The sequence below is a fragment of the Streptomyces venezuelae genome (genome assembly GCF_008642335.1).
In the GTDB taxonomy this organism is placed as follows: domain Bacteria; phylum Actinomycetota; class Actinomycetes; order Streptomycetales; family Streptomycetaceae; genus Streptomyces; species Streptomyces venezuelae_F.
This window is the reverse complement of the sequence record NZ_CP029191.1, coordinates 1,911,043-1,933,919: the sequence shown is the minus strand read 5'-3', so window position 1 is coordinate 1,933,919 and position 22,877 is coordinate 1,911,043. Positions and strand designations below refer to the sequence as shown.

Annotated in this window: 17 protein-coding genes; 12 read left to right on the top strand and 5 right to left on the bottom strand. The window is 70.5% G+C overall.

All coding sequences use genetic code 11. The features are described 5' to 3' along the window. Positions 1-70 precede the first annotated feature (70 nt). Positions 71-817, top strand: a complete 747-nt coding sequence (locus DEJ49_RS08655) for a VWA domain-containing protein (RefSeq protein ID WP_150183579.1) — start codon at positions 71-73, stop codon at positions 815-817. Here the strand turns inward: DEJ49_RS08655 and DEJ49_RS08650 are convergent. Next, a complete protein-coding gene (locus DEJ49_RS08650; protein WP_150183578.1) occupies positions 814-1,740 on the bottom strand; it encodes a tyrosine-protein phosphatase in 927 nt (308 codons plus the stop codon). The genes DEJ49_RS08655 and DEJ49_RS08650 overlap by 4 nt on opposite strands. 287 nt (positions 1,741-2,027) lie before the next feature. Between DEJ49_RS08650 and DEJ49_RS08645 the strand changes: the two genes are divergently transcribed. The 3 genes from DEJ49_RS08645 (at position 2,028) to DEJ49_RS08635 (ending at position 5,034) form a co-directional block, all read left to right on the top strand. Continuing rightward, on the top strand, positions 2,028-2,231 hold the full coding sequence (locus DEJ49_RS08645; RefSeq protein WP_030362889.1) for a cold-shock protein: 204 nt from the start codon (positions 2,028-2,030) through the stop codon (positions 2,229-2,231). A 142-nt stretch (positions 2,232-2,373) separates the two neighbouring features. Further along, the gene (locus DEJ49_RS08640; RefSeq protein WP_150183577.1) at positions 2,374-4,038 is read left to right on the top strand and encodes a DEAD/DEAH box helicase; all 1,665 of its coding nucleotides are present in this window, start codon (positions 2,374-2,376) and stop codon (positions 4,036-4,038) included. An 81-nt stretch (positions 4,039-4,119) separates the two neighbouring features. After that, positions 4,120-5,034, top strand: coding sequence for a pentapeptide repeat-containing protein (locus DEJ49_RS08635; protein WP_150183576.1), 915 nt, complete (start codon positions 4,120-4,122; stop codon positions 5,032-5,034). 18 nt (positions 5,035-5,052) lie between these two features. On the opposite strand, the gene DEJ49_RS08630 is transcribed toward DEJ49_RS08635, so the two are convergent. After that, on the bottom strand, positions 5,053-6,000 hold the full coding sequence (locus tag DEJ49_RS08630; RefSeq protein WP_150183575.1) for a hypothetical protein: 948 nt from the start codon (positions 5,998-6,000) through the stop codon (positions 5,053-5,055). Positions 6,001-6,293: 293 nt separating this feature from the next. On the opposite strand from DEJ49_RS08630, the gene DEJ49_RS08625 reads away from it, so the two are divergent. Continuing rightward, on the top strand, positions 6,294-7,079 hold the full coding sequence (locus DEJ49_RS08625; RefSeq protein ID WP_411757232.1) for a S1 family peptidase: 786 nt from the start codon (positions 6,294-6,296) through the stop codon (positions 7,077-7,079). A 143-nt stretch (positions 7,080-7,222) separates the two neighbouring features. Next, positions 7,223-10,357: an endo-alpha-N-acetylgalactosaminidase family protein gene (locus tag DEJ49_RS08620; protein ID WP_150183573.1), complete on the top strand. Its 3,135-nt coding sequence runs from the start codon at positions 7,223-7,225 to the stop codon at positions 10,355-10,357. A gap of 69 nt (positions 10,358-10,426) precedes the next feature. On the opposite strand, the gene DEJ49_RS08615 is transcribed toward DEJ49_RS08620, so the two are convergent. Then, a complete protein-coding gene (locus DEJ49_RS08615; RefSeq protein ID WP_150183572.1) occupies positions 10,427-12,172 on the bottom strand; it encodes a glycoside hydrolase family 35 protein in 1,746 nt (581 codons plus the stop codon). Positions 12,173-12,296: 124 nt separating this feature from the next. On the opposite strand from DEJ49_RS08615, the gene DEJ49_RS08610 reads away from it, so the two are divergent. From DEJ49_RS08610 to DEJ49_RS08590, 5 genes are all read left to right on the top strand, one after another. Further along, positions 12,297-13,205 carry a helix-turn-helix domain-containing protein gene (locus DEJ49_RS08610; RefSeq protein ID WP_150183571.1) on the top strand — a complete coding sequence of 303 codons (909 nt, stop codon included), beginning with the start codon at positions 12,297-12,299 and terminating at the stop codon, positions 13,203-13,205. 11 nt (positions 13,206-13,216) lie between these two features. Then, entirely contained in the window at positions 13,217-13,615 is a 399-nt protein-coding gene (locus DEJ49_RS08605; RefSeq protein WP_223832773.1) for a chorismate mutase, read from the top strand. Positions 13,616-13,745: 130 nt separating this feature from the next. Next, positions 13,746-16,295, top strand: a complete 2,550-nt coding sequence (gene pepN, locus DEJ49_RS08600) for an aminopeptidase N (protein ID WP_150183570.1) — start codon at positions 13,746-13,748, stop codon at positions 16,293-16,295. A 202-nt stretch (positions 16,296-16,497) separates the two neighbouring features. Next, the gene (locus DEJ49_RS08595) at positions 16,498-17,913 is read left to right on the top strand and encodes a pyridoxal phosphate-dependent decarboxylase family protein (protein WP_150183569.1); all 1,416 of its coding nucleotides are present in this window, start codon (positions 16,498-16,500) and stop codon (positions 17,911-17,913) included. After that, positions 17,910-19,352, top strand: coding sequence for a lysine N(6)-hydroxylase/L-ornithine N(5)-oxygenase family protein (locus tag DEJ49_RS08590; protein WP_150183568.1), 1,443 nt, complete (start codon positions 17,910-17,912; stop codon positions 19,350-19,352). The genes DEJ49_RS08595 and DEJ49_RS08590 overlap by 4 nt, the downstream gene beginning before the upstream one ends. On the opposite strand, the gene DEJ49_RS08585 is transcribed toward DEJ49_RS08590, so the two are convergent. Further along, a complete protein-coding gene (locus DEJ49_RS08585) occupies positions 19,342-19,734 on the bottom strand; it encodes a hypothetical protein (RefSeq protein ID WP_150183567.1) in 393 nt (130 codons plus the stop codon). The genes DEJ49_RS08590 and DEJ49_RS08585 overlap by 11 nt on opposite strands. Before the next feature lie 104 nt (positions 19,735-19,838). On the opposite strand from DEJ49_RS08585, the gene DEJ49_RS08580 reads away from it, so the two are divergent. Next, positions 19,839-21,020 carry a GDSL-type esterase/lipase family protein gene (locus DEJ49_RS08580; protein WP_150183566.1) on the top strand — a complete coding sequence of 394 codons (1,182 nt, stop codon included), beginning with the start codon at positions 19,839-19,841 and terminating at the stop codon, positions 21,018-21,020. Here the strand turns inward: DEJ49_RS08580 and DEJ49_RS08575 are convergent. Then, on the bottom strand, positions 21,017-22,825 hold the full coding sequence (locus DEJ49_RS08575) for a bifunctional metallophosphatase/5'-nucleotidase (protein WP_150183565.1): 1,809 nt from the start codon (positions 22,823-22,825) through the stop codon (positions 21,017-21,019). The genes DEJ49_RS08580 and DEJ49_RS08575 overlap by 4 nt on opposite strands. Positions 22,826-22,877 lie beyond the last annotated feature (52 nt).

The window sequence follows — 22,877 nt, the reverse complement described above, 5'->3', positions numbered from 1 at the left end:
TAGGTCCGTACGTGCCGAATCGGCATGTGTCTAGCAGTCATATGTGCAAGGTGGAAGGGCGGGGCGGGACATGGGATCCGCGATCAGTCTGCGCAAGGTGGAGGACTCGGCGCCGGCTCTGGTCAGCCTGTACAAGAGCGCCGGGGTCTCCCTGCGCAAACACGGCCTGGACGGGGTGCGGGCCGCCGTCTACCTCGTCGTCGATTACTCCGGTTCCATGAAGCCGTACTACAAGGACGGCAGCGTCCAGGCCCTCGCCGACCGCGTCCTCGGCCTCTCCGCGCACCTGGACGACGACGGGGTCGTGCCCACCGTCTTCTTCTCGACCGACGTCGACGCGGTGACGGACATCGCGCTGGACAACCACCGCGGCCGCGTCGACGAGATCGTCGCCGGGCTCGGGCACATGGGGAAGACCAGCTACCACCTGGCGATGGACGCCGTGATCGACCACTACGTAGAGAGCGGTTCCACCGCGCCCGCCCTTGTCGTCTTCCAGACCGACGGCGGTCCCATCAACAAGCTCGCCGCCGAGCGCTATCTGTGCAAGGCGGCGAGGCTCCCTCTGTTCTGGCAGTTCATAGGGTTCGGCGACCCGAAGAGCAAGCAGTTCGACTATCTGCGCAAGCTCGACGAACTGGTCGTCCCCGCCAAGCGCCCGGTCGACAACGCGGGGTTCTTCCACGCGGGCGAGGACCCGCTCGCGGTGCCGGACGACGAGCTCTACGACCGGCTGGTGGGCGAGTTCCCCGCGTGGCTCGCGGCGGCGCGGGCGAGCGGGATCGCCGCCCCCGCGAACGTCTCCGCGGGCGGCTAGCCCACCATGCGGTCGCGCAACTGCAGGATCGTGCGGGCGTCCAGGCCGAGCCCCTTCGTCAGGTAGCCCTGGAAGCCGCCGTAACGCTGTGTTGCCTCGGTGAGTGCCGTGTCGAGGTAGTCGGCGCGGACCTCCTGGAGGGGGATGATCAGGTCCGGGTTCTGCATGAGCCCGCCCTGCTTCAGCGCCTCGCGGACCTTCGCGTCGTACGCGGCCCGGTAGGTGTTGGAGGCCAGGTAGTCGCCGGCCGCGGTCCGCTCGGGGACGCCCACGAGACGCAGCAGCAGATACGTCGTCCAGCCGGTGCGGTCCTTGCCGGAGGTGCAGTGGTAGAGCAGCGGCGACCGGCTCGCGGCGACGTCGCGCAGGGTCGCCGCGAACTGCGCGCGGTTGGTCGCGTCGGTGACGAACGTGCGGTAGACGTCGCGCATGAACGCGGCCGCCTTGCCGTTGCCGAGCATCTCCTCCTGCTTGACCGGGTCCCGGGAGCCGATGGCGGTGAGCAGCCGGGTGAACAGGCCGTTGTCGGTGATCGGCCGTGCGGTGGGGGAGAGCCCGGCGGGCAGCCGGTCCACCCCGTCGTACTGCACCTCGGCGGGCACCCGGAAGTCGATGACCTTCGTCAGGCCGAGCGTCGCGAGCGTGCCGAGGTCGGCGTCGGTGAGTTCGCTGAGGCCGTCGGCGCGGTAGACGCGTCCTTCGCGGACGCGCTCTCCGTCGTACGTCCGGTAGCCACCGACGTCCCGGACGTTGACCGCGCCCTGGAGGGGGATCTGGCGGCCGTCGGCCACGGAGGCGGTGGCCGTGTGGCGGGGTGCCGTGGGCGCGGCGGCTTCCGAGGGGGCCGCCCAGGCGGGCAGCGTGCCCAGGGCGAGCGCGGAGATCGCCAGTCCGGTTGCGGTACGGGTACGGGAGATACGCATCGGTCCGCCTTCCTGCGGCCTACCAAGCGATTGTTAGGCCGAAGGTAGCGACGTGATCTTGAGGGGGGAAGGGGCGTGCGCGAGGAGCCGCCGTGCGAGCCGGACCGTGAGCATGTTAGGGTTATGTGTTGCAGTTTTGGTACCCATGAACTTTATGTGCGCCTGACGGGAATGCTCCGAGGGCGCATTATTGTTTTTCCGGTTCTCTCCGGTATGGGGGTCATTGCAGCGCTGGAGTCACGCAATTCGGTGTGTCTCCATTCACTGCCCCTGTTGAGGAGATTGACATGGCAACCGGCACCGTTAAGTGGTTCAACTCGGAAAAGGGCTTCGGCTTCATCGAGCAGGACGGCGGCGGCCCCGACGTCTTCGCCCACTACTCGAACATCGCGTCCTCGGGCTTCCGTGAGCTCCTCGAGGGCCAGAAGGTCTCCTTCGAGGTGACCCAGGGCCAGAAGGGCCTGCAGGCCGAGAACATCGTTCCTGCCTGATCGTCGCAGCGCGCGAACCTCACAGCCGAGGCCCGCACCGGAAGGTGCGGGCCTCGGCTTGCGCTGTCATCGGGCCCAACCGGGCCCAGAGCCGCACCGGCTCAGAGGTCCGGAAGTCCAGCGACCAGGAAGGCATTACTGCATGAACCGCTCCGAACGCCCGGCACGCCCCGCCCGCAAGCGCCCCGCCACCTCCGGCGGAAACGCGGGCGGCAGCGCAGGCGGCAGGGGACGGCCGTCCGGCCAGGCGAAGGGCGCCGCGAACTCCGCGAGGAAGTCCGGCAGCCGCAGGCCGAAGCCGGCCCAGGGCGGCGAGTTCGCCCTGCCCGAGAGCGTCACGCCCGCCCTGCCCGCCGTCGAGGCCTTCGGCGACCTCGACATGCCCGAGGCCCTCCTGAAGACGCTGGCCGCCCAGGGAGTCACCGACCCCTTCCCGATCCAGGCCGCCACGCTCCCCAACTCCCTCGCCGGGCGCGACATCCTTGGCCGCGGACGGACCGGCTCCGGCAAGACCCTCGCCTTCGGCCTGGCCCTCCTCGCCCGCACGGCAGGACACCGCGCCGAGCCGAAGTCGCCGCTCGCCATGGTCCTGGTCCCCACGCGCGAGCTGGCCCAGCAGGTCACGGACGCGCTCACCCCGTACGCGACGGCGGTCAACCTCCGCCTCGCCACCGTCGTCGGCGGCCTCTCCATCACCCGCCAGGCGAGCACGCTCCGCCGCGGTGCCGAGGTCCTCGTCGCCACCCCCGGCCGCCTCAAGGACCTCATCGAGCGCGGCGACTGCGACCTGTCCCGAGTCCGCGTCACCGTCCTCGACGAGGCCGACCAGATGGCCGACATGGGCTTCATGCCGCAGGTCACGGCGCTGCTCAAGCAGGTCGAGCAGGGCGGCCAGACGATGCTGTTCTCGGCGACGCTCGACAAGAACATCGACCGGCTCGTACGGATGTTCCTGACCGATCCCGTCGTGCACTCCGTCGACCCGTCCGCGGGTGCGGTGACGACGATGGAGCACCACGTGCTCTACGTCGCCGACGAGACGGACAAGAAGGCCGTCGCCATGCGCATCGCCGCCCGCGAAGGCCGCGTGATCATGTTCCTGGACACCAAGCGCGCCGTGGACCGCTTCACCAAGCGGCTCCTCGCCAACGGCGTCCGCGCCTCCGGACTGCACGGCGGACGCTCCCAGCCGCAGCGCAACCGGACCCTCGACCAGTTCAAGAACGGCCAGGTCACCGCGTTGATCGCGACGAACGTCGCGGCCCGCGGCATCCACGTCGACGACCTCGACCTCGTCGTCAACGTCGACCCGCCCACCGACCACAAGGACTACCTCCACCGCGGCGGCCGCACCGCTCGCGCGGGCGAGTCCGGCAGCGTCGTCACCCTCGTCCTGCCCGACGAGAAGCGCGAGATGACGCGGCTCATGACCGACGCCGAGATCCGGCCGAACACGGCGCGCGTCACCTCTTCCGACGAGGAGCTCGTGCGGATCACCGGGGCGCGCGAGCCCTCCGGCGTGCCGGTCGTCATCGAGGTGCCGCAGCCGCAGCAGCAGCCCGCCGCACGCGGAGGCGCCGCTCAACGCCGCCGCCGTCCCCGTGGCGCCGGTGGCGCCGCCGCGGGCCAGGGCCAGGGGCAGGGCCAGCGCAGGGTTCCCCGTCAGGGCCAGGGCCAGGGCGGACAGAGCCAGGGCGGCCAGGCCAGGAGCGGTTCCGCCGGTACCGGCGGCAGCGGTGGCGGTGGCCGTGCCCGCCGCGGTCGCGCCGGTGGCGGGGCGCAGGGAGGCCGCCGCTCCGCGGCCTGACGCCGCACCCCCGTCGTACCCGTACGAGAGCCGCCCGCGGCCTTTCCCGAGGCCGCGGGCGCGTGACAAGGAGCCCGCCCGATGACACCGGAGCGCGAACCCGGCGCCCTGCGCCTGCTCGACGACGACCGCGCGGCCCTGCGCGCCGACTGCGGCAGCTGCTCCGGGCTGTGCTGCGTGGCGCTCACCTTCTCCAAGTCCGCGGACTTCCCCGTGAACAAGGACGCGGGGAAGCCCTGCGGCAACCTCGCGGAGGACTTCCGGTGCGGCATCCACCGCGACCTGCGGGACAAGGGGTACCGGGGCTGCACCGTGTACGACTGCTTCGGCGCGGGGCAGCGGGTCTCCCAGGGCACCTTCGAGGGGCGCGACTGGCGTCGGGATCCGGCCACCGCGCGGCAGATGTTCGAGGTCTTCCCGCTCATGCGGCAGATCCACGAACTGCTCTGGTACCTGACCGAGGCGCTCACCTACCCGCAGACCCGGCCGCTCGCCGCCGACCTCAAGCGCGTTCTCGCGGACACGGAGCGGCTGGCCCAGGGCAGCCCTGACGAGGTCGCGGGGACGGACGTCGCCGCCCACCGCCAGGTCGTCAACACGCTCCTGCTGCGCACCAGCGAACTCGTCCGCGCCGAGCACCGCGGCCAGGGCGGCGGCGGTGCGAAGGGCGGCAAGCGCGGTCGCGGCGGCAAGGCCGGCAAGGGCGGCAAGAAGTGGGACCGCAGGGGCGCCGACCTCATCGGCGCGCGGCTCACCGGCGCCGACCTCATGGGTGTCGACCTGCGCGGCGCGTACCTCATCGGCGCCGATCTGCGCGACGCCGACCTGCGGGCGGCCGACCTCATCGGCGCGGATTTCCGCGACGCGGACCTGCGCGGCGCCGACCTGACCGGCGCGCTCTTCCTCACCCAGTCGCAGGTGAACGCGGCCAAGGGCGACGACCGCACGAAGCTTCCCGACGCACTCCACCGTCCCGGGCACTGGTCGCAGGACTGAGAGCCCGGACGTCGTCCGTCACGTGTCGCACTCCAGCACCGTCCGGCACAGCGTGCACCGCACCCGCATCCGCCCCCGCACGGGCACCCGGATCCGCTGGTGGCAGGTGGGGCAGGGGAACGTCACGCGGAGCGCGCCGAGACCGTCGCCGGAGAAGCTGTACGCCCCGTTCACACCGGCCGCCCCGGACGACCCGACCCCGCCGTTCGTCCCCGCGGCCCCGGCCCGTACCGCCGACCCGTGGTCACGCGCGTACCGCCGGTCCTTCGCGTACCGCCGCCGCCCCGCCCACCCCGCGGCCGCCAGCGGCGGCTGCTGCTCGTCGCGGCGGGCCTGGGCGAGCCCCTTCGTGTACGCCGTGTAGGCCTGCGCGCTGGTGAACCACGTCTCCGGCGCCTCGCCGAACGCCAACGCCCGCTTGGCCAGGACGTATCCGAACTCCTCGGGGGTCAGATAGCCGAGCTTCTGCGAGGAGGCGCCGTCCTCGCGGTAGGCGTCGAGCAGCAGCCAGCCCGCGCCCAGGTAGGCGGTGGCGGTGTCGGTCAGGATCTCGTTGTCGCGCGTGCCGGGGAACGACAGGTCGAGCCGGTGCAGGTACACGTGCATGACCTCGTGGGCGAGGGCCGCGCCGATGTCCCTGCGGTGCGTGCGGAAACGGTCGTTGAGCTCGATGAAGTACTCGGGCCCGGCGGCGAGTTCGACGGACGCGGCGTGCTGCATGTCGCGGAAGCCGACGATCATCCGGGCGTCCGGCAGATGCAGGTGCCGGACCATCTCGCGGGCCACCCGCTGCGCGCCGAGGTGCAGGTCGTCGTGGTCGCCGAAGGCCACGTCGGCGGGGGCCACGCTGGTGTCGAAGGAGTGCACGGTGTCGTACGACAGGCGTTTGTAGAGCGCTGTGACAGCGGCGCGCACGGTCTCCAGATGGGGGTAGCCGTGCACGACCGGACCGCCGGTGACCGTCACATCCGCACCCCCTGAGGACTCCACCGGGACACCGCGAATCGCCCACCACTCTACGGGCGTCGCGCCCTGTTGTACGGGCCTCGTACGCGTCGCGGGCCACCCCGCTCGACGGATCTGGCCGGAAACGGCCCCTTGTCCTGAGCGGACACCGATCTCCATAATCCGCAACAACGCTTTGGCGGGCACATGTCACCCACGCGCATTCCGGCGACGGCGCGACCGGGACGGCAGGGTTCGTCACGCGTGCACCGCCCCGCGAACCCCCCACCAAGGAGAGTCAGTTGAAGACCAAGATGCGTGGAGTCAAGAGAGCCGCCACCCTCGGAGCGATCGCGCTCGCCACCGTCAGCCTTCAGCCCGTGGCCGCCCAGGCGGCCCCGCACCCGGGCCCGCAGCCGAGCGAGAGTGTCGTCGGCGGCACCCGCGCCCAGCAGGGCGAGTTCCCGTTCATGGTCCGTCTCTCGATGGGCTGCGGCGGCGCGCTGTACGCGCAGAACATCGTGCTGACCGCCGCCCACTGTGTGGACGGCTCCGGCAACAACACCAGCATCGCCGCGACCGCCGGCACCGTGGACCTGCAGAGCAGCTCCGCGATCAAGGTGAAGTCCACCAAGGTCCTCCAGGCCCCCGGCTACAACGGCAAGGGCAAGGACTGGGCGCTCATCAAGCTGGCGAAGCCGATCGACCTGCCCACCCTGAAGATCGCCAAGAACACCACGTACAACAAGGGCGACTTCACCGTCGCGGGCTGGGGCGCCACCAGGGAAGGCGGCGCCCAGCAGCGCTACCTCATGAAGGCGACCGTCCCGTTCGTCAGTGACGCCGACTGCCAGGCCGCCTACGGCAACGAGCTGACGCCCGGCGAGGAGATCTGCGCGGGCAGGCTCGCCCAGGGCGGCGTGGACACCTGCCAGGGCGACTCGGGCGGCCCCATGTTCCGCAAGGACGACACCGGCGCGTACATCCAGGTCGGCATCGTCAGCTGGGGCAACGGCTGCGCGCGGCCGCAGTACCCCGGCGTCTACACCGAGGTGTCGACCTTCGCGAGCACCATAGCCACGGCGGCCGCACAGCTCTGAGACCGGACGTCGTCGGGACCTCATGCCACGCCGTGAGGTCCCGACGGTTAGTCCAAGACCTGTCCCTCCTTTGTCCATGGGCGCGTCCACCCCACCCGACGCATGGTGAGCGGCACGAATTCCGTCCCGTGGAGGGGTGCCGCATGCCGCCGTCAGACAGGTCAGGACCGAGCCGTCGAGTCGTGGTCGCCACCGGCGCGATCGCCGGGGTGGGGGCCGCGCTCGGCGCGGGCGGCAGCGCGTTCGCCCAGGGCGCGACCAGGGGCCGGGGTGCCCCCGCCGGGCCCCACGCCGACGAGGTGGTCCTGCGCTCGAAAGACCTCGACGTGCGCGTCGCCACCGTCTTCCCGAGCATCGTCTCGTACACCGACCGCGCGACCCGCGCCGTGCTGCACGGCCGCGCGGACACCCCCGCCACCGTCCTCATCGACGAGGCCGAGCACACCCCGAAGGTCACCGTCACGACGAGCCGCTCACGCGCCGCGTACGTCCTGACCTTCGACGGCGGCACCCGGATCGACGTGGAGATCACGGTCGAGGGCCGGCAGGTCCACTGGCGCGTCACGAAGATCGCCGACACGGCCGCGCTGCGCGTCGGGACCCTGCGCATCCCCGGACTCACCCTCCTCGCCGTACGCAGCGACCAGCCCGGCGCCGCCCTCCTCGCCGCCAGGGTGCAGCTCGACAAGGCCAAGAGCGGCGACACCCTCGTACAGCCCACGAAGGACACGCCCGCGCAGGCGCCGACCGGATGCGCGTACGCCGTCGTCGCGCACGACCGGCTCGGCGGCGCCGTCGAGACGAACACCGTCTACGACAAGCCCACCTCCGAGGCCGGCACCACCTGGGAGAACGGCCGCCTGTGGCGCGAGACGGTGCGGCCCACCGAAAACGCCGACTACGTAGAGGCCCGGCTGAGCCCCGGACAGTGGACGCACCGCGCCGCGACCGCCCCCGTGGACGCCACCGAACCCCTCCCGTACGCCACCGTCGTCATCACCGGCGACCGCAACGGCGACGGCAAGGTCGACTGGCAGGACGCCGCCATCGCCTTCCGCGACATCATGGTCACCCCCCTCGGCGCCGACGAGCAGCACCTGCGGGTCGTCCCGCACATCCCCTTCAACTTCGCCTCGCAGGCCACCAACCCGTTCCTCGCCACCCTCGACAACGTCAAGCGCATCCACCTGGCGACCGACGGCCTGCGCCAGTACACGCTCCTCAAGGGCTACCAGTCCGAGGGCCACGACTCCGCCCACCCCGACTACGCGGACAACTACAACACGCGCGCGGGCGGCCTCGACGACCTCAACACCCTGGTCCGCGAGGGCACAAAGTGGAACAGCGACTTCAGCGTGCACGTCAACGCCACCGAGTCGTACCCCGTCGCCAACGCGTTCTCCGACAAGCTCGTCGACAAGAACAACGAACAGTGGGACTGGCTCGACCAGAGCTACCGCATCGACCAGCGCCGCGACCTCGTCTCCGGGGACATCGTCAAACGCTTCGCCGACCTGCGCGCCCAGACGCACCCCGGCCTGAACGCCCTCTACATCGACGTGTTCCGCGAGTCCGGCTGGACCTCCGACCGCCTCCAGCGCGCCTTCCGCGAACAGGGCTGGACCATCACCACGGAGTGGGGCCACGGCTTCGAACGCTCCGCGATCTGGTCGCACTGGGCCACCGAGACCGACTACGGCGGCGACACCTCCCGCGGCATCAACTCCCGCCTCATCCGCTTCGTCCGCAACCACCAGAAGGACGTCTTCGCCGACAAATGGCCCACCCTCCTCGGCGTGGCCCGCATGGGCAACTTCGAGGGCTGGGTCGGCAAGACCGACTGGCACGCCTTCTACGACCTCATCTGGACCCACTCACTGCCCGCCAAGTACCTCCAGGCGTACCCCATCAAGAAGTGGGACGAGCACGAAATCACCTTCTACGGAGACAAGCGGTCCGGAGCGGCCACCACGGTCTCCGACGCCACCGGGAAACGCCGCATCACCACGGACGGAAACGTCGTCTACGAAGACGGCCGCTACCTCCTGCCCTGGGAACCCCGCACGGCACACGACCCCGCCAAGCTGTACCACTACAACCCCTCCGGAGGCACGAGCACCTGGCAGCTGCCCCGCGGCTGGGCACGCCGCTCCCGCGTGGCGCTGTACCGGCTCACCGACCAAGGGCGCGTCTTCGAAACGTACGTCTCCGTAGCGGCCGGAAAAGTCACCCTCAAGGCAGAGCCGAAGCAGCCCTACGTCCTCCACCGAGAGCGCGCCGCGGCCCTGCCCGACCCGCACTGGGGCCAGGGCACCCCCCTGCACGACCCGAGCTTCCACTCCGGGTCCCTGGCAGGCTGGAAGGTCAGCGGCCCCGCCACGGTGCGGCTCAGCGCCCTCGGCGACCACGAACTGGTCATCGGTGCGGGCGGCGCGGTCTCCGTCGGGCAGCGCCTCGCCCGCCTCAAGGCCGGCACCTACGTCGCGTCCGTGCAGGTCGAGGTCGGCGAGAAGCCGGGGGAGCGGCGCACCGCCTCCCTGGAAGTGCGCACCGCCGACGGCATCACCGCCACCAACTCCACCGACACCTCCACCGCGGGCAACTACGTCGCCGCCGACCGCAAACACGGCACCCGCTTCCAGCGCATGTTCACCCACTTCACCGTCCCCGAAGGCGGCGGCACGGCCGAGCTGACGCTGCGCGCCGCGGCGGGCGACGCGCGCGTGCGCTTCGACAACGTACGCATCGTCGCAACCCCGCGCCCCGCCACACTGCCCCGCGCCACCCTCGTCCACGAGGACTTCGAACACGTCCCGCAGGGCTGGGGCCCCTTCGTGAAGGGCGACGCGGGCGACGTCACCGACCCGCGCACCCACATCGCGCAGCGCCACGCCCCGTACACGCAGCGCGGCTGGAACGGCAAGGCGATCGACGACGTCATCGACGGCACGAACTCCCTGAAGTCACGCGGCGAGAACACCGGACTCGTGTACCGCACCGTCCCGCACACCGTCCGCTTCGAACCCGGCAAGCGGTACCGGGTCTCCTTCCGGTACGAGAACGAGAAGGCGGGCCAGTACGCCTGGATCACCGCCGTCGACGAACCGGCACCCCGCGAACTCGACCGCGAGGACCTCCCGATCGCCACCGCACCCACCACGCACTCCTACGAGTTCACCGCCCCCGCCAAGGGCGAGGCCTGGGTGGGCCTGCGCAAGACCGGGGACGACGGCAAGGCGGAGTTCGTCCTCGACGCGTTCGAGGTGAGGGAGGTCTGAGAACCCGACCTGCGAAACGGGCCCGCCCCCTCTCCTGTGGAGGGGGCGGGCCCAGTCGTAGCGGGAAGCTCACGCCAGCCGGACCGTCCCCCCGCTCTCCTCCAGCTCAAGCACCCACACCTCGTTCGCCCCCGCCCGCAGCACCGGACCCGGCACGTACAGCGTCGTCTGCGGGCCCGCCGACCAGTACCGGCCCAGGTTGAAGCCGTTCACCCACACGAAGCCGCGCGTCCAGCCCGGCAGGCCGAGGGACGCGTCACCGGGGGAGTGGACCTCCACCGTGCCCCGGTACAGGCCGGGCCGCCCCTCACCGGCACCCGCCGAAGCAATCCCCCGCACCGCCGACGGCACGTCGAACGCGTCCAGGCGCAACGCCCGCGCCCGCACCCCGTGCAGATACTGCCGCTCGTGCAGGATCCCCCCGGTGATCCCCTTGGACTCACCCGTTCGCGGCCCGTAATTGACCCTCCCCAAGGACTCCACCCACAGCTCCACGCGCGCGTGCCCCGCCACCGGGTCCAGCAGCGTGGGCGTGCCCTCGGTGAGAACGCCGGCCCGCACCCCGTCGACGTACACCACCGCCCGGTCCCGCAGCCCCCGCACACTCAGCGGATACGGCTCGCGCGGCCCCGGCACCGTCACCGCGTACCGCACCAGACCGCGGTCCACGTCCAGCTCCTCGAACGTCGGCGGAACGGCATACTCGGCCTCCGGTGAGCCGAGCGCGTCCAGGACCGCGTCCAACGGCGCCCACTCCGACAGGACCGCCGACACGGGCTCCTCCAGCGACGGCGGCGGCGCAGGCGGCTCCGGCAGGGGAGCGGACGCGTACTCCGCGAGGACCTTCCGGAACGCCCAGAACTTGGGCGTCGCCCGGCCGAACTCGTCGACGGGCGCGTCATAGTCGTACGACGTGACATCCGGCTGCAGCTCACCGTCGTGCAGCGAACCACCGCCACGGTTGGCGCCCGCCCAGCCCGCGAAGTTCGTCCCGCCGTGCGCCATGTACAGGTTCACCGACGCACCGCATTCCAGGATCTCCCGCAGCGCCCCCGCGGCGTCCTCCGCACCCCGCGCCACATGCTCCGCACCCCAGTGGTCGAACCAGCCGCACCAGAACTCCATGCACATCAGCGGCCCCTTCGGCCGATGCCTGCGCAACGTCGCGAAACCCGCACGGGCACCCGAACCGAAGTTGGCCGTCGCCAGGATCCCGGGAATCGACCCCCCGGTCAGCATGTGGTCCTCGGGCCCGTCGGACGTGAACAACGGCACTTCCACACCCTCCGCGAGCAGCAGATCCGCGAGCCGCCGCAGATACACGCCGTCCGAGCCGTAACTGCCGTACTCGTTCTCGACCTGCACCATGATCACCGGACCGCCCCGGTGCCACTGACGCCCCACGACCTGCGGCAACACCCGCCGGAACCAGCGGCCCACATGCCCCAGATACTCCTCGTCACGTGTCCGCGCCCGCGCCCCCACCGCCCCCGTCAACCAGTGCGGAAGCCCACCGTTCTCCCACTCCGCGCAGATGTACGGGCCCGGCCGCACGATCGCCCACAGACCCGCCTCGTGCGCCGCGTCCAGGAACCGGCCGAGCGCCTCGACGTCGCGATACGTGCCCGGACACGGCTCGTGCAGATTCCACGGGACGTACGTCTCCACACAGTTCAGGCCCATCGCCCGCAGCATCGCGAGACGGTGACCCCACTGCGCCTCGTGCACCCGGAAGTAGTGCATGGCACCGGACAGCAGCCGCACCGGCCGCCCGTCCACCTCGAAATCGTCCTCGCCGACCCTGAACCCGTTCATCGCGTCCTCTCGCTCACGTCCCGCCCACGATCACCTCTGGCGGGGCGCAGGGTCCATGGACAAAGATCGAGCCCGGTTGGACGCAAGGAGCGGGCCAGCGCCCGGATGAAAGGGACGCACGCGGATGTACCACACGTGGATGCGGTATTTCACTCCCAGCCCCGCCCACCACAAACTCGGCCTCGCCTGCCTCGGCGTCGGCCTCCAGCACGGCCACCTGCCGACCGTCGGCCCCCGCACCCTCGACCACCACGTCGCCGTCGTCATCAGCTCCGGCGGCGGCTGGTTCCGCGGCCCCGACGGCCGCCGCACCACCGTCACCGCACCCGCCCTGATCTGGCTCACCCCCGGCACCCGCCACCACTACGGACCCGACCCCGACACCGGCTGGGACGAGTGCTTCGTCGACTTCACCGGACCCGCCACCACCACGTACACCGAACTCGGCTACATCGAACCCAGCCGGCCCGTCGTACCGCTCTCCGACGGGGCCGGCGCCCGCGCCGTCGTCGCCCGCATCGCCCGCGCCGCCCGCCGCGGCAACCCCCTCCTCGAAGTCGAGACCGGCGCCGCCGTCCACGAACTCCTCGTCGCCCTGCGCCGCGCCCGCGCCGACATCGCCCCCGACGGCGACCCCGTCCTCCAGGCCCTCGCCCGCGACGCCTTCCAGCCCCTGTCCGTCGCCGAACACGCCGCCCGGCACGGCATGACCCCCGCCGAACTCCGCACCGCCGTGCGACGCGGCGCGGGCTGCAGCCCCAAGGACTACCTCCTCGGCATCCGCCTGGGCCGCGCCAAGGAACTCCTCGCCGCCACCGAGCTCCCCGTCGCCGCCATCGCCCGCCGCGTCGGCTACGACGACCCGGCGTACTTTTCACGCCTTTTCACCCGCCGGGTCGGAATGGCCCCCGTACGCTTCCGCGACCAGCAGGGAAGGGCCGTACCCGGCGGCTGGTCCCACCGGATACCCGACCCCGAGCACCCACCCATTTTGCGCTCTTCCGCCGGTGGCGGCCCCGGACCGGCCACGTAGGCTCAAGGACCATGACCACCAGCCACACCAGCGACGACAACGTGAACGGCACGAGCCCCGCACACGCCGCGGACCCCGCGCACACCGCGCATTCCGCACAGGCCGCGGACGACGCCGTGCGCGCCGAGCTGTCCCGCCTGCGCGACAGCATCGACAACATCGACGCCGCCGTCGTCCACATGCTCGCCGAGCGCTTCAAGTGCACCCAGCAGGTCGGCCACCTCAAGGCCCAGCACCACCTGCCGCCCGCCGACCCGAGCCGCGAGTCCCGCCAGATCGCCCGCCTCCGCGAACTCGCCGAGAGCGCCAAACTCGACCCGGCCTTCGCGGAGAAACTCCTCAACTTCATCATCGCCGAGGTCATCAGGCACCACGAGCAGATCGCCGAGCAGCCCCTGACGAGCCCCTGACCAGCAACGGAAACAGCGAACCACGGCTACGTCGCCCAGCCGCCCCCGACCACCTGCCCGCCGGGGCAGGCGGTCCGCCCACAGAGGACGGCCCTACACCCGCCCCCGCACCATCGGGCAGCATGGCCCCATGCCCGTACTGACGCGCGACGAAGCGCAGACCCGTGCCCAGCTCATCGACGTCCACCGGTACACGGTCGAGCTCGATCTGACCCGGGCGGCCGACCCCGCCCGCGACACCTTCGACTCCCGCACCGTCATCCGCTTCAGCGCCCGCACCCAAGGCGCCACCTTCGTCGAACTCAAGCCCGCCGAGCTGCGCACCGTCACCCTCGACGGGCACCCGCTGGACCCCACCGCACTCGCCGACAACCGGCTCCCCCTCGACGACCTCACCCCCGGCGAACACGAACTCCGCATCGACACCGCCATGCGGTACTCCCGCACCGGCGAAGGCATGCACCGCTTCACCGACCCCACCGACGGCGAAACGTACCTCTACACCCAGCTCTTCATGGAAGACGTACAACGCGTCTTCGCCGCCTTCGACCAGCCCGACCTCAAAGCCGTCTTCGAGCTGACCGTCACCGCCCCCGAACAGTGGACCGTCCTCGCCAACGGCATCACCGAACACCTCGGCGCAGGCACCTGGCGCGCCGCACCCACCCCCCTCATCTCCACCTACCTCGTCGCCGTCGCCGCAGGACCCTGGCACACCGTCCGCACCGAACACCGCGGCCTGCCCTTCGGCATCCACTGCCGACGCTCCCTCGGCCCCGCCATGGACGCCGACGCCGAGGAAATCCTCGACATCACCCGCGCCTGCTACGACCGCTACCACGAGAAATTCGACGAGCCCTACCCCTTCGACTCCTACGACCAGGCGTTCGTCCCCGAATTCAACGCCGGCGCCATGGAGAACCCCGGACTCGTCACCTTCCGCGACGAATTCATCTACCGCTCCGCCGTCACCGACACCGAACGCCAGACCCGCGCCATGGTCATCGCCCACGAAATGGCCCACATGTGGTTCGGCGACCTCGTCACCCTCCGCTGGTGGGACGACATCTGGCTCAACGAGTCCTTCGCCGAGTACATGGGCTTCCAGACCACCGCCGAAGCCACCCGCTTCAAAGACCCCTGGACCGACTTCGGCATCACCCGCAAATCCTGGGGCTACGACGCCGACCAACGCCCCTCCACCCACCCCGTCGCCCCCGACCCCGACGCCGTCCCCGACACCGCGTCCGCCATGCTCAACTTCGACGGGATCTCCTACGCCAAGGGAGCCGGCGCCCTCCGCCAACTCGTCGCCTGGCTCGGCGAAAAGGACTTCCTCGCCGGCATCAACACCCACTTCGCCCGCCACAAATTCGGCAACGCCACCCTCGCCGACTTCATCGACTCCCTCGCCCACGCCACCGACCGCGACGTCCACGCCTGGGCCGAAGCATGGCTGCGCACCACCGGCGTCGACACCCTCACCCCCAAGGTCACCCACACCGGCCGCACCTGGACCCTCACCGTCGACCGCGACGGCGGCACCGACCACGACGCCGGCCGCCCCCACCGCATCGCCGTCGGCGTCTACGACCGCGACCTCTCCGGCGCCCCCGCCCTCGTCCTGCGCGAACGCTTCGAGACCGACATCCCCGCCACCGGCACCGAAACCCCCCGCGACGGCGGCCGCCCCGCCCTCATCGTCCCCAACGACCAGGACCTCACCTACGCCAAGATCCGCCTCGACGACGTCTCCGAGGAAACCGCCCTGCGCGGCCTCTCCGGCGTACCCGACGCCCTCACCCGCGCCGTCCTGTGGAACAGCCTCCGCGACATGGTCCGCGACGGCGAACTCGAAGGCGACACCTACCTGGAAACCGCCCGCGCCCACCTCCCCGAGGAAACCGACCTCGCCATCGTCCAAGGCGTCCTCGGCTTCGCCACACTCCACATCGCCGACCGCTTCACCACCCCCGACCAGCGCCCCGCAGCCCTCGCCGTCCTCGGCGACCTCTGCCGCGACCTGATCCGCCGCACCGAGGACGGCAGCAACCCCGGCCTGCGCCTCACCGCCGTCCGCGGCTTCATCGACGTCGCCACCCAGCCCGCACCCCTCCAGGCCTGGCTCACCGAAGGCACCGTCCCCGGCGGACCCGAACTCGACCCCGAACTGCGCTGGCGCATCCTCACCCGCCTCGCCGTCCTCGACGCCACCGACGAGACCGCCATCGCCGCCGAACTCGAACGCGACCCCAGCGCCACCGGCCAGGAAGGCGCCGCACGCTGCCGCGCCGCCCTCCCCGACGCCGCCGCCAAACGCGCCGCCTGGGACGCCATGTTCGGCTCCGACGACCTCTCCAACTACCTCTTCACCGCCACCGCCCAAGGCTTCTGGCAACCCGAACAGGCCGACCTCGTAAGGGAATACATCCCCCGCTACTACGAAGACGCCGTCGCCCTCGCCGCACGCCGCGGCCCCGCCATGGCCGAAGCCGCGGGCCGCCACGCCTTCCCCGCCCCCCTCGTCGACCCCGAAACCCTCCACCTCGGCGAACGCTGCCTGCGCGACGCCGACCCCACCCCGGCCCTGCGCCGCAAACTCGTCGACCAACTCGACGACCTGGCACGGGCGCTGCGCGTACGGGAGAACGGGGCAGGAACGGAGGGCGAGGTGGACTGACGTCGGCCAGGGGTGCCCCCCCGAGGGGCTGCAAGATCGCGGCCCCACCCTTGAGGGGCACCCCTAGCACCCCCCGCACCCCCAACACGTTTTCTCCGCACGGCAGTACCACTTTCGGGTTCCCTTCGCCCCGCTACTCGGGCGAAGCCCCCACGCGGCATACAGGCTGGTGCCCCTGTACGCGCACCCGAAGGACAGCCCCATGAGTACCCCGCGCACCCCACCGCCCCTCGCCGGAGGCGCCCAAGGAGCCGATGCCCTGGAGCCGTTGCTCGACATCGCGCTCGCCGCCCTCCGCACCGGCGCCACCGCCCGCGGCGGACCCCTCCCCGCCGGCGGCCCCGAAACCGTCGCCACACACGTGCGCGCCGCCGCCCACCCCGTACTCCCCGACCACGGCACCGGACCCGAAACCGCGCTCCGCACCCTCGTCCACGCCCTCACCGAAGGCGCCGCCGACCCCGCCGAACCCCACTGCGCCGCCCACCTCCACTGCCCACCCCTCGCCGTCGCCACCGCCGCCGACCTCGCCGCCTCCGCCCTCAACCCCTCCATGGACTCCTGGGACCAGGCACCCGCAGCGACCGAACTCGAAGCCCTCGTCACCCGCGCACTCGCCGACGAGATCCACCCCGGCGGCGACGCCCTCATCACCACCGGCGGCACCGAAGCCAACCAACTCGCCCTCCTCCTCGCCCGCGAAGCCCCCACCACCCGCGGCCCCATCCGCCTCATCACCGGCGCCAACGCACACCACAGCCTCACCCGCGCCGCCTGGCTCCTCGGACTCCCCGAACCCGTCACCGTGCCCGCCCCAGCCGGCACCCTCGACCCCGCCGCCCTCGACGACGCCCTCACCGAACTCGGCGGCCCCCCGGGCACCCACCTCGTCGCCGCCACCGCAGGCACCACCGACGCAGGCCTCATCGACCCCCTCGACGACATCGCCGACCTCTGCGCGGCCCACGGCGCCCGCCTCCACATCGACGCCGCCTACGGCGGAGGACTCCTCTTCAGCGACACCCGCAAAACGCAGCTCCACGGCCTCAGCCGCGCCGACACCGTCGCCCTCGACCTCCACAAACTCGGCTGGCAACCCGCCGCCGCAGGCCTCATCGCCGTCCGCGACCCCCACGACCTCCACGCCCTCGACCACCACGCCGAATACCTCAACGCCGACGACGACACCGACGCAGGCCTCCCCGACCTCCTCGGCCGCTCCCTGCGCACCACCCGACGCCCCGACGTCCTCAAAATCGCCGTCACCCTCAAGGCATACGGCCGCACCGGACTCGGCCACCTCGTCGACCAAGTCTGCGACCAGGCACAACACTTCGCCGAACTCATCGACGCCCACCCCGCCTTCGAGCTCTACGACACCCCCACCATCAGCACCGTCCTCTTCCGCCCCACCGACACCACCGACCACCACATCGCCCACATACGACGACACCTCCTCACCGAAGGCACCGCCGTCCTCGGCCGCGCCCACCTCGACGGACGCCGCTGGCTCAAAGCCACCCTCCTCAACCCCCACACCCGCCCCGCCGACCTCACCGCACTCCTCAAACTCGTCGAAGAAGCCGCGCAGCACGTGAAAGGAACCACCCCCCGATGACCGGCACCCCCGACCACCCCGGCCCCCAACCGCCGACCACCACCCCCGAAAACCCCCGCGACCTCGTCGGCATCGGCATCGGCCCCTTCAACCTCTCCCTCGCCGCCCTCGCCCACCCCCTCACCGAACTCGACACCGCCTTCTACGAACAACGCCCCGCATTCCACTGGCACCCCGGACTCCTCATCGAAGGCGCCACCCTCCAAGTCCCCTTCCTCGCCGACCTCGTCACCCTCGCCGACCCCACCAGCCCCTGGACCTTCCTCAACTACCTCAAAACCCGCGAACGCCTCTTCCCCTTCTACTTCGCCGAGCGCTTCCACATCCAACGCGCCGAATACGACGCCTACTGCCGCTGGGTCAGCGAAAACCTCCCCCCACTCCACTTCGGACACCAGATCGACGCCGTCCGCTGGAACCCCGAACGCGACCTCTTCGAAGTCGACTACACCCAACTCGACACCGAAGGCGAAGCCGAAGCCCTGGGACGCACCCACACCCGCAACATCGCCCTCGGCATCGGCACCGCCCCCCACATCCCCGACCCCCTCAAACCCCTCGCCGAAGCCCCCAGCGTCCCCGTCATCCACTCAGCCGACTACCTCGACCACCGCGAACAACTCCTCACCGCCGACCACATCACTGTCATCGGCTCAGGCCAGTCCGGCGCCGAAATCTTCCTCGACCTCCTCCGCGCCCGCCCCCACGGACACGAAAAAATCCACTGGCTCGCCCGCACCGAAGCCTTCGCCCCCATGGAGTACTCCAAGCTCGGCCTCGAACACTTCACCCCCGACTACACCCGCTACTTCCACGCACTCCCCGAAGCCGTACGCGACGGCCTCGTCCCCCACCAATGGCAACTCCACAAAGGCATCGACACCGACACCATCACCGCCATCCACGACGAGCTCTACCGCCGCACCCTCCACGGCGGCTGGCCCGACGCCGTCCTCACCCCCGGCGTCTCCGTACGCACCGCAGGACGCGTCGCCACCACCCGCGTCGAACTCCACCTCGAACACCTCCAACAAGGCACCCGATCCCGCCTCACCACCGACGCCGTCGTCCTCGCCACCGGCTACCGCGAACGCCCCCTCGACCAACTCCTCGCCGGCCTCGACCCCTACATCCGCAAGGACTCCTCCGCCCGCCCCCGCATCGACGACCAATACCGCCTCGTCCTCGACCCCAGCGTCACCGGCACCGTCTACGTACAGAACGCCGAACGCCACACCCACGGCGTCGGCACCCCCGACCTAGGACTCGCTGCCTGGCGCAGCGCCACCATCCTCAACAACCTCACCGGCCGAAACCCCTACCCCCAGCCCCACCGCACCGCCTTCACCAGCTTCGGCCTCCACACCCCCGACCGGCCCACCAGCGCCACCGGCCGCATCGGCGAACAACGCGGAAACCTCGTACGCCTCAAGACATGACAGGACCCCCGAGCTCCCCGACCCGGGCCGCCACCCGCCGCGACCGCGGACACGACCACACCGCGACCCCCCGCACCACCCCGGCCGCCAACGGATGCGAGTCGGGGTGATCCGGACACTCCGGCCACACCGCCGGCCGCAACTCCGCACACAACGCCTCGACCGCCCAGTCCTGCGCCTGATCCGCGAAATCCGCCGTCCGCTCCGCCGCACTCCCGCCGAACCGCGGGACGAGCCCCACACCCGACCCGTCCGGCTCATACAGCATCACCAGCTCCCCGATCGTGTCGTCCCGCTCCTCCCGCACCACGGGACGCACCGCGCACGTCGCCCTCAGATCGCGGAGCACCGGCTCCAGCACAGCAGCAAGTTCCTCGTCCATGACCTGAATTGTCCGGCCCCAAGCGCCCCGACGCCCCCGAATATTCCTCCAGGAAAAGCGCCGACCACCGAAATAACAGGCACCACCACCCGGTTCGGACGACCATGACCACCGACTCCACGGCCTCCTGGACCGCAGCCTTCCGCTCCGCCGTCGCCAGCCCCCACGAAACCATCGAACTCGTCGAGCTCCGCGGCTTCACCGACCAGACCCTCCGCCAGATCATCCGCCTCGACGGCGGCGGCAGCGCCCTGCGCATCCGCCTCACCAACCGCTACGGCAAAGAGCCCCTGCGCATCGGCGGCGCCCACCTCGCCAGGCGCACCCAAGGAAGCGGCATCGAAACCGGCAGCGACACCGCCGTCCGCTTCGGCGGCGCCGAGGAGTTCACCGTCCCCGTCGGAGAGGAAGCCATCAGCGACCCCGTCCACGGCACGTTCACTGCCGGAGACGAACTCGCCCTCACCCTCTGGCTGCCCGACGACACCGGCCTCTCCACCTACTCCCTCGTCCCCCTGCGCACCGGCTACACCGTCCCCGGCAACGCCCTCACCGCACCCACCCTCGACGGCACCGAAGGCCTGGAAGAGCTCGCCACCCGCCACTTCATCAGCGGCGCCGACGTCCTCGCCCCCACCGGCACCCGCATCGCCGTCGCCTTCGGAGACTCCTGGTTCGAGGGCAACGGCACCACGAACGACACCGACCAGCGCTTCCCCGACCTGCTCAACAACCGCCTGCGCGCCGCCGGAAACACCGGCTGGGTGGTCAACCAGGGCCTCTCCGCCAACCGCCTGCTCACCGACGAGGTCGGCGAACACGCCCTGGCCCGACTGGACCGCGACGCCCTCGACATCCCCGGCGTCACCCACGTCCTCATCCACTTCGGCCTCAACGACCTCGGCATCCCCGGCCAGGAGGCCTACCCCGAGCCCGCACCCATCCCCACCGCCGCCGACCTCATCGCGGGCCTCACCACACTCGCCGACCGCATCCACGCCGCCGGGCTCACCGCCACCGTCACCACCGTCGGCCCCTACAAGGACACGGTCTACGAGGGCTACTCCACCCCCGAAGGCCTCGCCGTCGCCCGCGAAGTCAACGACTGGATCCGCGGCACCGACAGCCCCTTCGACCACTACGCCGACTTCGCCGCCGCCGTCGCGGACCCGGCCGACCCCGACCGGATCCACGACGACTACGACAGCGGCGACGGCCTGCACGTCAACGACGCCGGAGCCAAGGCCCTCGCCGACAGCGTCGACCTCGCCACCCTGAAGATCTAGAAGACCGGCGTGCCGTCCCGGGTCAGCTTCCAGTCCACCGAAGCGAACTGACCCGGGTCCACCGTCCCCTTCGCCTTCACCCAGCCAATGATCGTGTTCCGGATCTCCTCCGAATTCGCCCACAGCTGCTTGGCCCTCGCGATGTGCGGGAAGTTACCGCCACCACTCGCCCGATAATTGTTCACAGCGAGCACGAACTCCGCCTTCGGATCCAGCTCCTTGCCCTCGAACCGCAGGTTCACGATCCGCGAACCCACCGGCTTCGCGATATCGATCTCATACGTCAGACCGCTCACCGCGTCATAGTTGTAATCCGGCGTGTTCCCGGCATTCGTCAGCTTCGCCGGATCCACAGGACCACCCGCCGGCGTCTGCACGTAATACCGCGCCGAGAACTCCAGATACTCCCTCACCTGCGCACCCGTGAGCAGCCGAGCTTCGAGGGTGTTCTCGAACGGGTAAAGACCCGCCGCATCCCGGATCGTCACCTCACCCGCAGGGATCTGCGCCGTACGCGAGAAACACGACGCCTGCGACAGCACGGGCAGCGCCGCGTATGCACCACCCTTAAGCGCCTCCGCGACCGTCTCCCGCTGGACGAGGTTGATCAGGTCGATGATCGCGACATCCTTCACCGGACCCTCGGCCGTGCTCATCGCCGCCGTCGACGTACCGATCACCTGATTGACGTACGCCACGACCTTCTTGTGCTCGTCCGCGAGCAGCCGCGTGACCTTCTTGTCCTCCTCGACCGTATTCGAGTTCAGGACCTTCGCGCCGACCCTCTCCACCGTCCAGCGGCCCTTCGACCACACCAGATCGAAGTCGAACAACGTCAACCGCTGCCCCCACTTCAACGGCTCCGACAGCACGACCTTCTTACCGGTCTCCTTGTTCTCCACGAAGTACTCGGGAATCTCCGTGTGCGCATGCCCCACCAGAATCGCATCGATCCCCGGCACCTGCTCCGCCACCAGACCCGCCGCATTCTCCACATACGGCAACTGATCACCGTACGACGACGTGCCACTCGACCCCGAATGCGCCGACACGATCACCACATCCGCGCCCATCGACCGCAGCTTCGGCACCCACTTCGCCGCCTGCTCCTCAAGACCCGGGAACGTCATCCTCCCCTGCACGTTCGCCTTGTCCCAGATCGCGATCCCCGGATTGGTCAGACCCAGGACCGCCACCTTTACATCACGGCCGTGCGGCGTACGAAGCCGCTTCATGAAGTACGGCGGAAACGCCGGCTTCTGCGTCTTCGCATCCAGCGCGTTCGCCCCCAGCAGCGGGAAATCACACTGCTCCTCGAACTTCCGCAACACCGGAATACCGTAATTGAACTCGTGATTGCCGAGCGCCGCCGCGTCGTACCCGATCGCGTTCATCGCCTGCGCCATCGGATGCACCGGACCACGCTTCGCCGTGATCGGATCGACCTTCGCGTAGTAGTACGACAGCTGCGTACCCTGAATCGTGTCGCCCGCGTCGATCAGCAGCGTGTTCCGGCGACCCTTCTCCTTACGGATCCGGTTCACCAGCGTGGAGATCTTCGCCAGGCCCACATCGTTGTGGTCCTTGTCGTCGAACTCCTTGTCCGTGAAGTAGTCCCAGTTGAAGACGTTGCCGTGCAGGTCCGTCGTGCCGAGCACCGTGAACGAGTACCGGCGCTCGCGCCGCGAGGGCTTCCCGGACCCGAGCGCGGACGCGGTCGACGGCGCGACCGCCGCACCCGTCACCGCCACCCCCACACCGGTCGCGGCGGACGTGCCCAGGAACTTCCTGCGGTTCAACGGCATCTCTGTACTCCTCGCCAGGGCCACTCAACAGGACCCACTCAACGCACATGGT

Excerpts from the sequence above, each read along its gene's own strand:
- pepN (WP_150183570.1), top strand. The coding sequence starts at position 13,746 with ATGCCCGTACTGACGCGCGACGAAGCGCAGACCCGTGCCCAGCTCATC.
- DEJ49_RS08620 (WP_150183573.1), top strand. The coding sequence starts at position 7,223 with ATGCCGCCGTCAGACAGGTCAGGACCGAGCCGTCGAGTCGTGGTCGCC.
- DEJ49_RS08615 (WP_150183572.1), bottom strand. The coding sequence starts at position 12,172 with ATGAACGGGTTCAGGGTCGGCGAGGACGATTTCGAGGTGGACGGGCGG.
- DEJ49_RS08580 (WP_150183566.1), top strand. The coding sequence starts at position 19,839 with ATGACCACCGACTCCACGGCCTCCTGGACCGCAGCCTTCCGCTCCGCC.
- DEJ49_RS08635 (WP_150183576.1), top strand. The coding sequence starts at position 4,120 with ATGACACCGGAGCGCGAACCCGGCGCCCTGCGCCTGCTCGACGACGAC.
- DEJ49_RS08625 (WP_411757232.1), top strand. The coding sequence starts at position 6,294 with ATGCGTGGAGTCAAGAGAGCCGCCACCCTCGGAGCGATCGCGCTCGCC.
- DEJ49_RS08575 (WP_150183565.1), bottom strand. The coding sequence starts at position 22,825 with ATGCCGTTGAACCGCAGGAAGTTCCTGGGCACGTCCGCCGCGACCGGT.
- DEJ49_RS08590 (WP_150183568.1), top strand. The coding sequence starts at position 17,910 with ATGACCGGCACCCCCGACCACCCCGGCCCCCAACCGCCGACCACCACC.
- DEJ49_RS08610 (WP_150183571.1), top strand. The coding sequence starts at position 12,297 with ATGTACCACACGTGGATGCGGTATTTCACTCCCAGCCCCGCCCACCAC.
- DEJ49_RS08645 (WP_030362889.1), top strand. The coding sequence starts at position 2,028 with ATGGCAACCGGCACCGTTAAGTGGTTCAACTCGGAAAAGGGCTTCGGC.
- DEJ49_RS08655 (WP_150183579.1), top strand. The coding sequence starts at position 71 with ATGGGATCCGCGATCAGTCTGCGCAAGGTGGAGGACTCGGCGCCGGCT.
- DEJ49_RS08585 (WP_150183567.1), bottom strand. The coding sequence starts at position 19,734 with ATGGACGAGGAACTTGCTGCTGTGCTGGAGCCGGTGCTCCGCGATCTG.
- DEJ49_RS08640 (WP_150183577.1), top strand. The coding sequence starts at position 2,374 with ATGAACCGCTCCGAACGCCCGGCACGCCCCGCCCGCAAGCGCCCCGCC.
- DEJ49_RS08605 (WP_223832773.1), top strand. The coding sequence starts at position 13,217 with ATGACCACCAGCCACACCAGCGACGACAACGTGAACGGCACGAGCCCC.
- DEJ49_RS08650 (WP_150183578.1), bottom strand. The coding sequence starts at position 1,740 with ATGCGTATCTCCCGTACCCGTACCGCAACCGGACTGGCGATCTCCGCG.
- DEJ49_RS08595 (WP_150183569.1), top strand. The coding sequence starts at position 16,498 with ATGAGTACCCCGCGCACCCCACCGCCCCTCGCCGGAGGCGCCCAAGGA.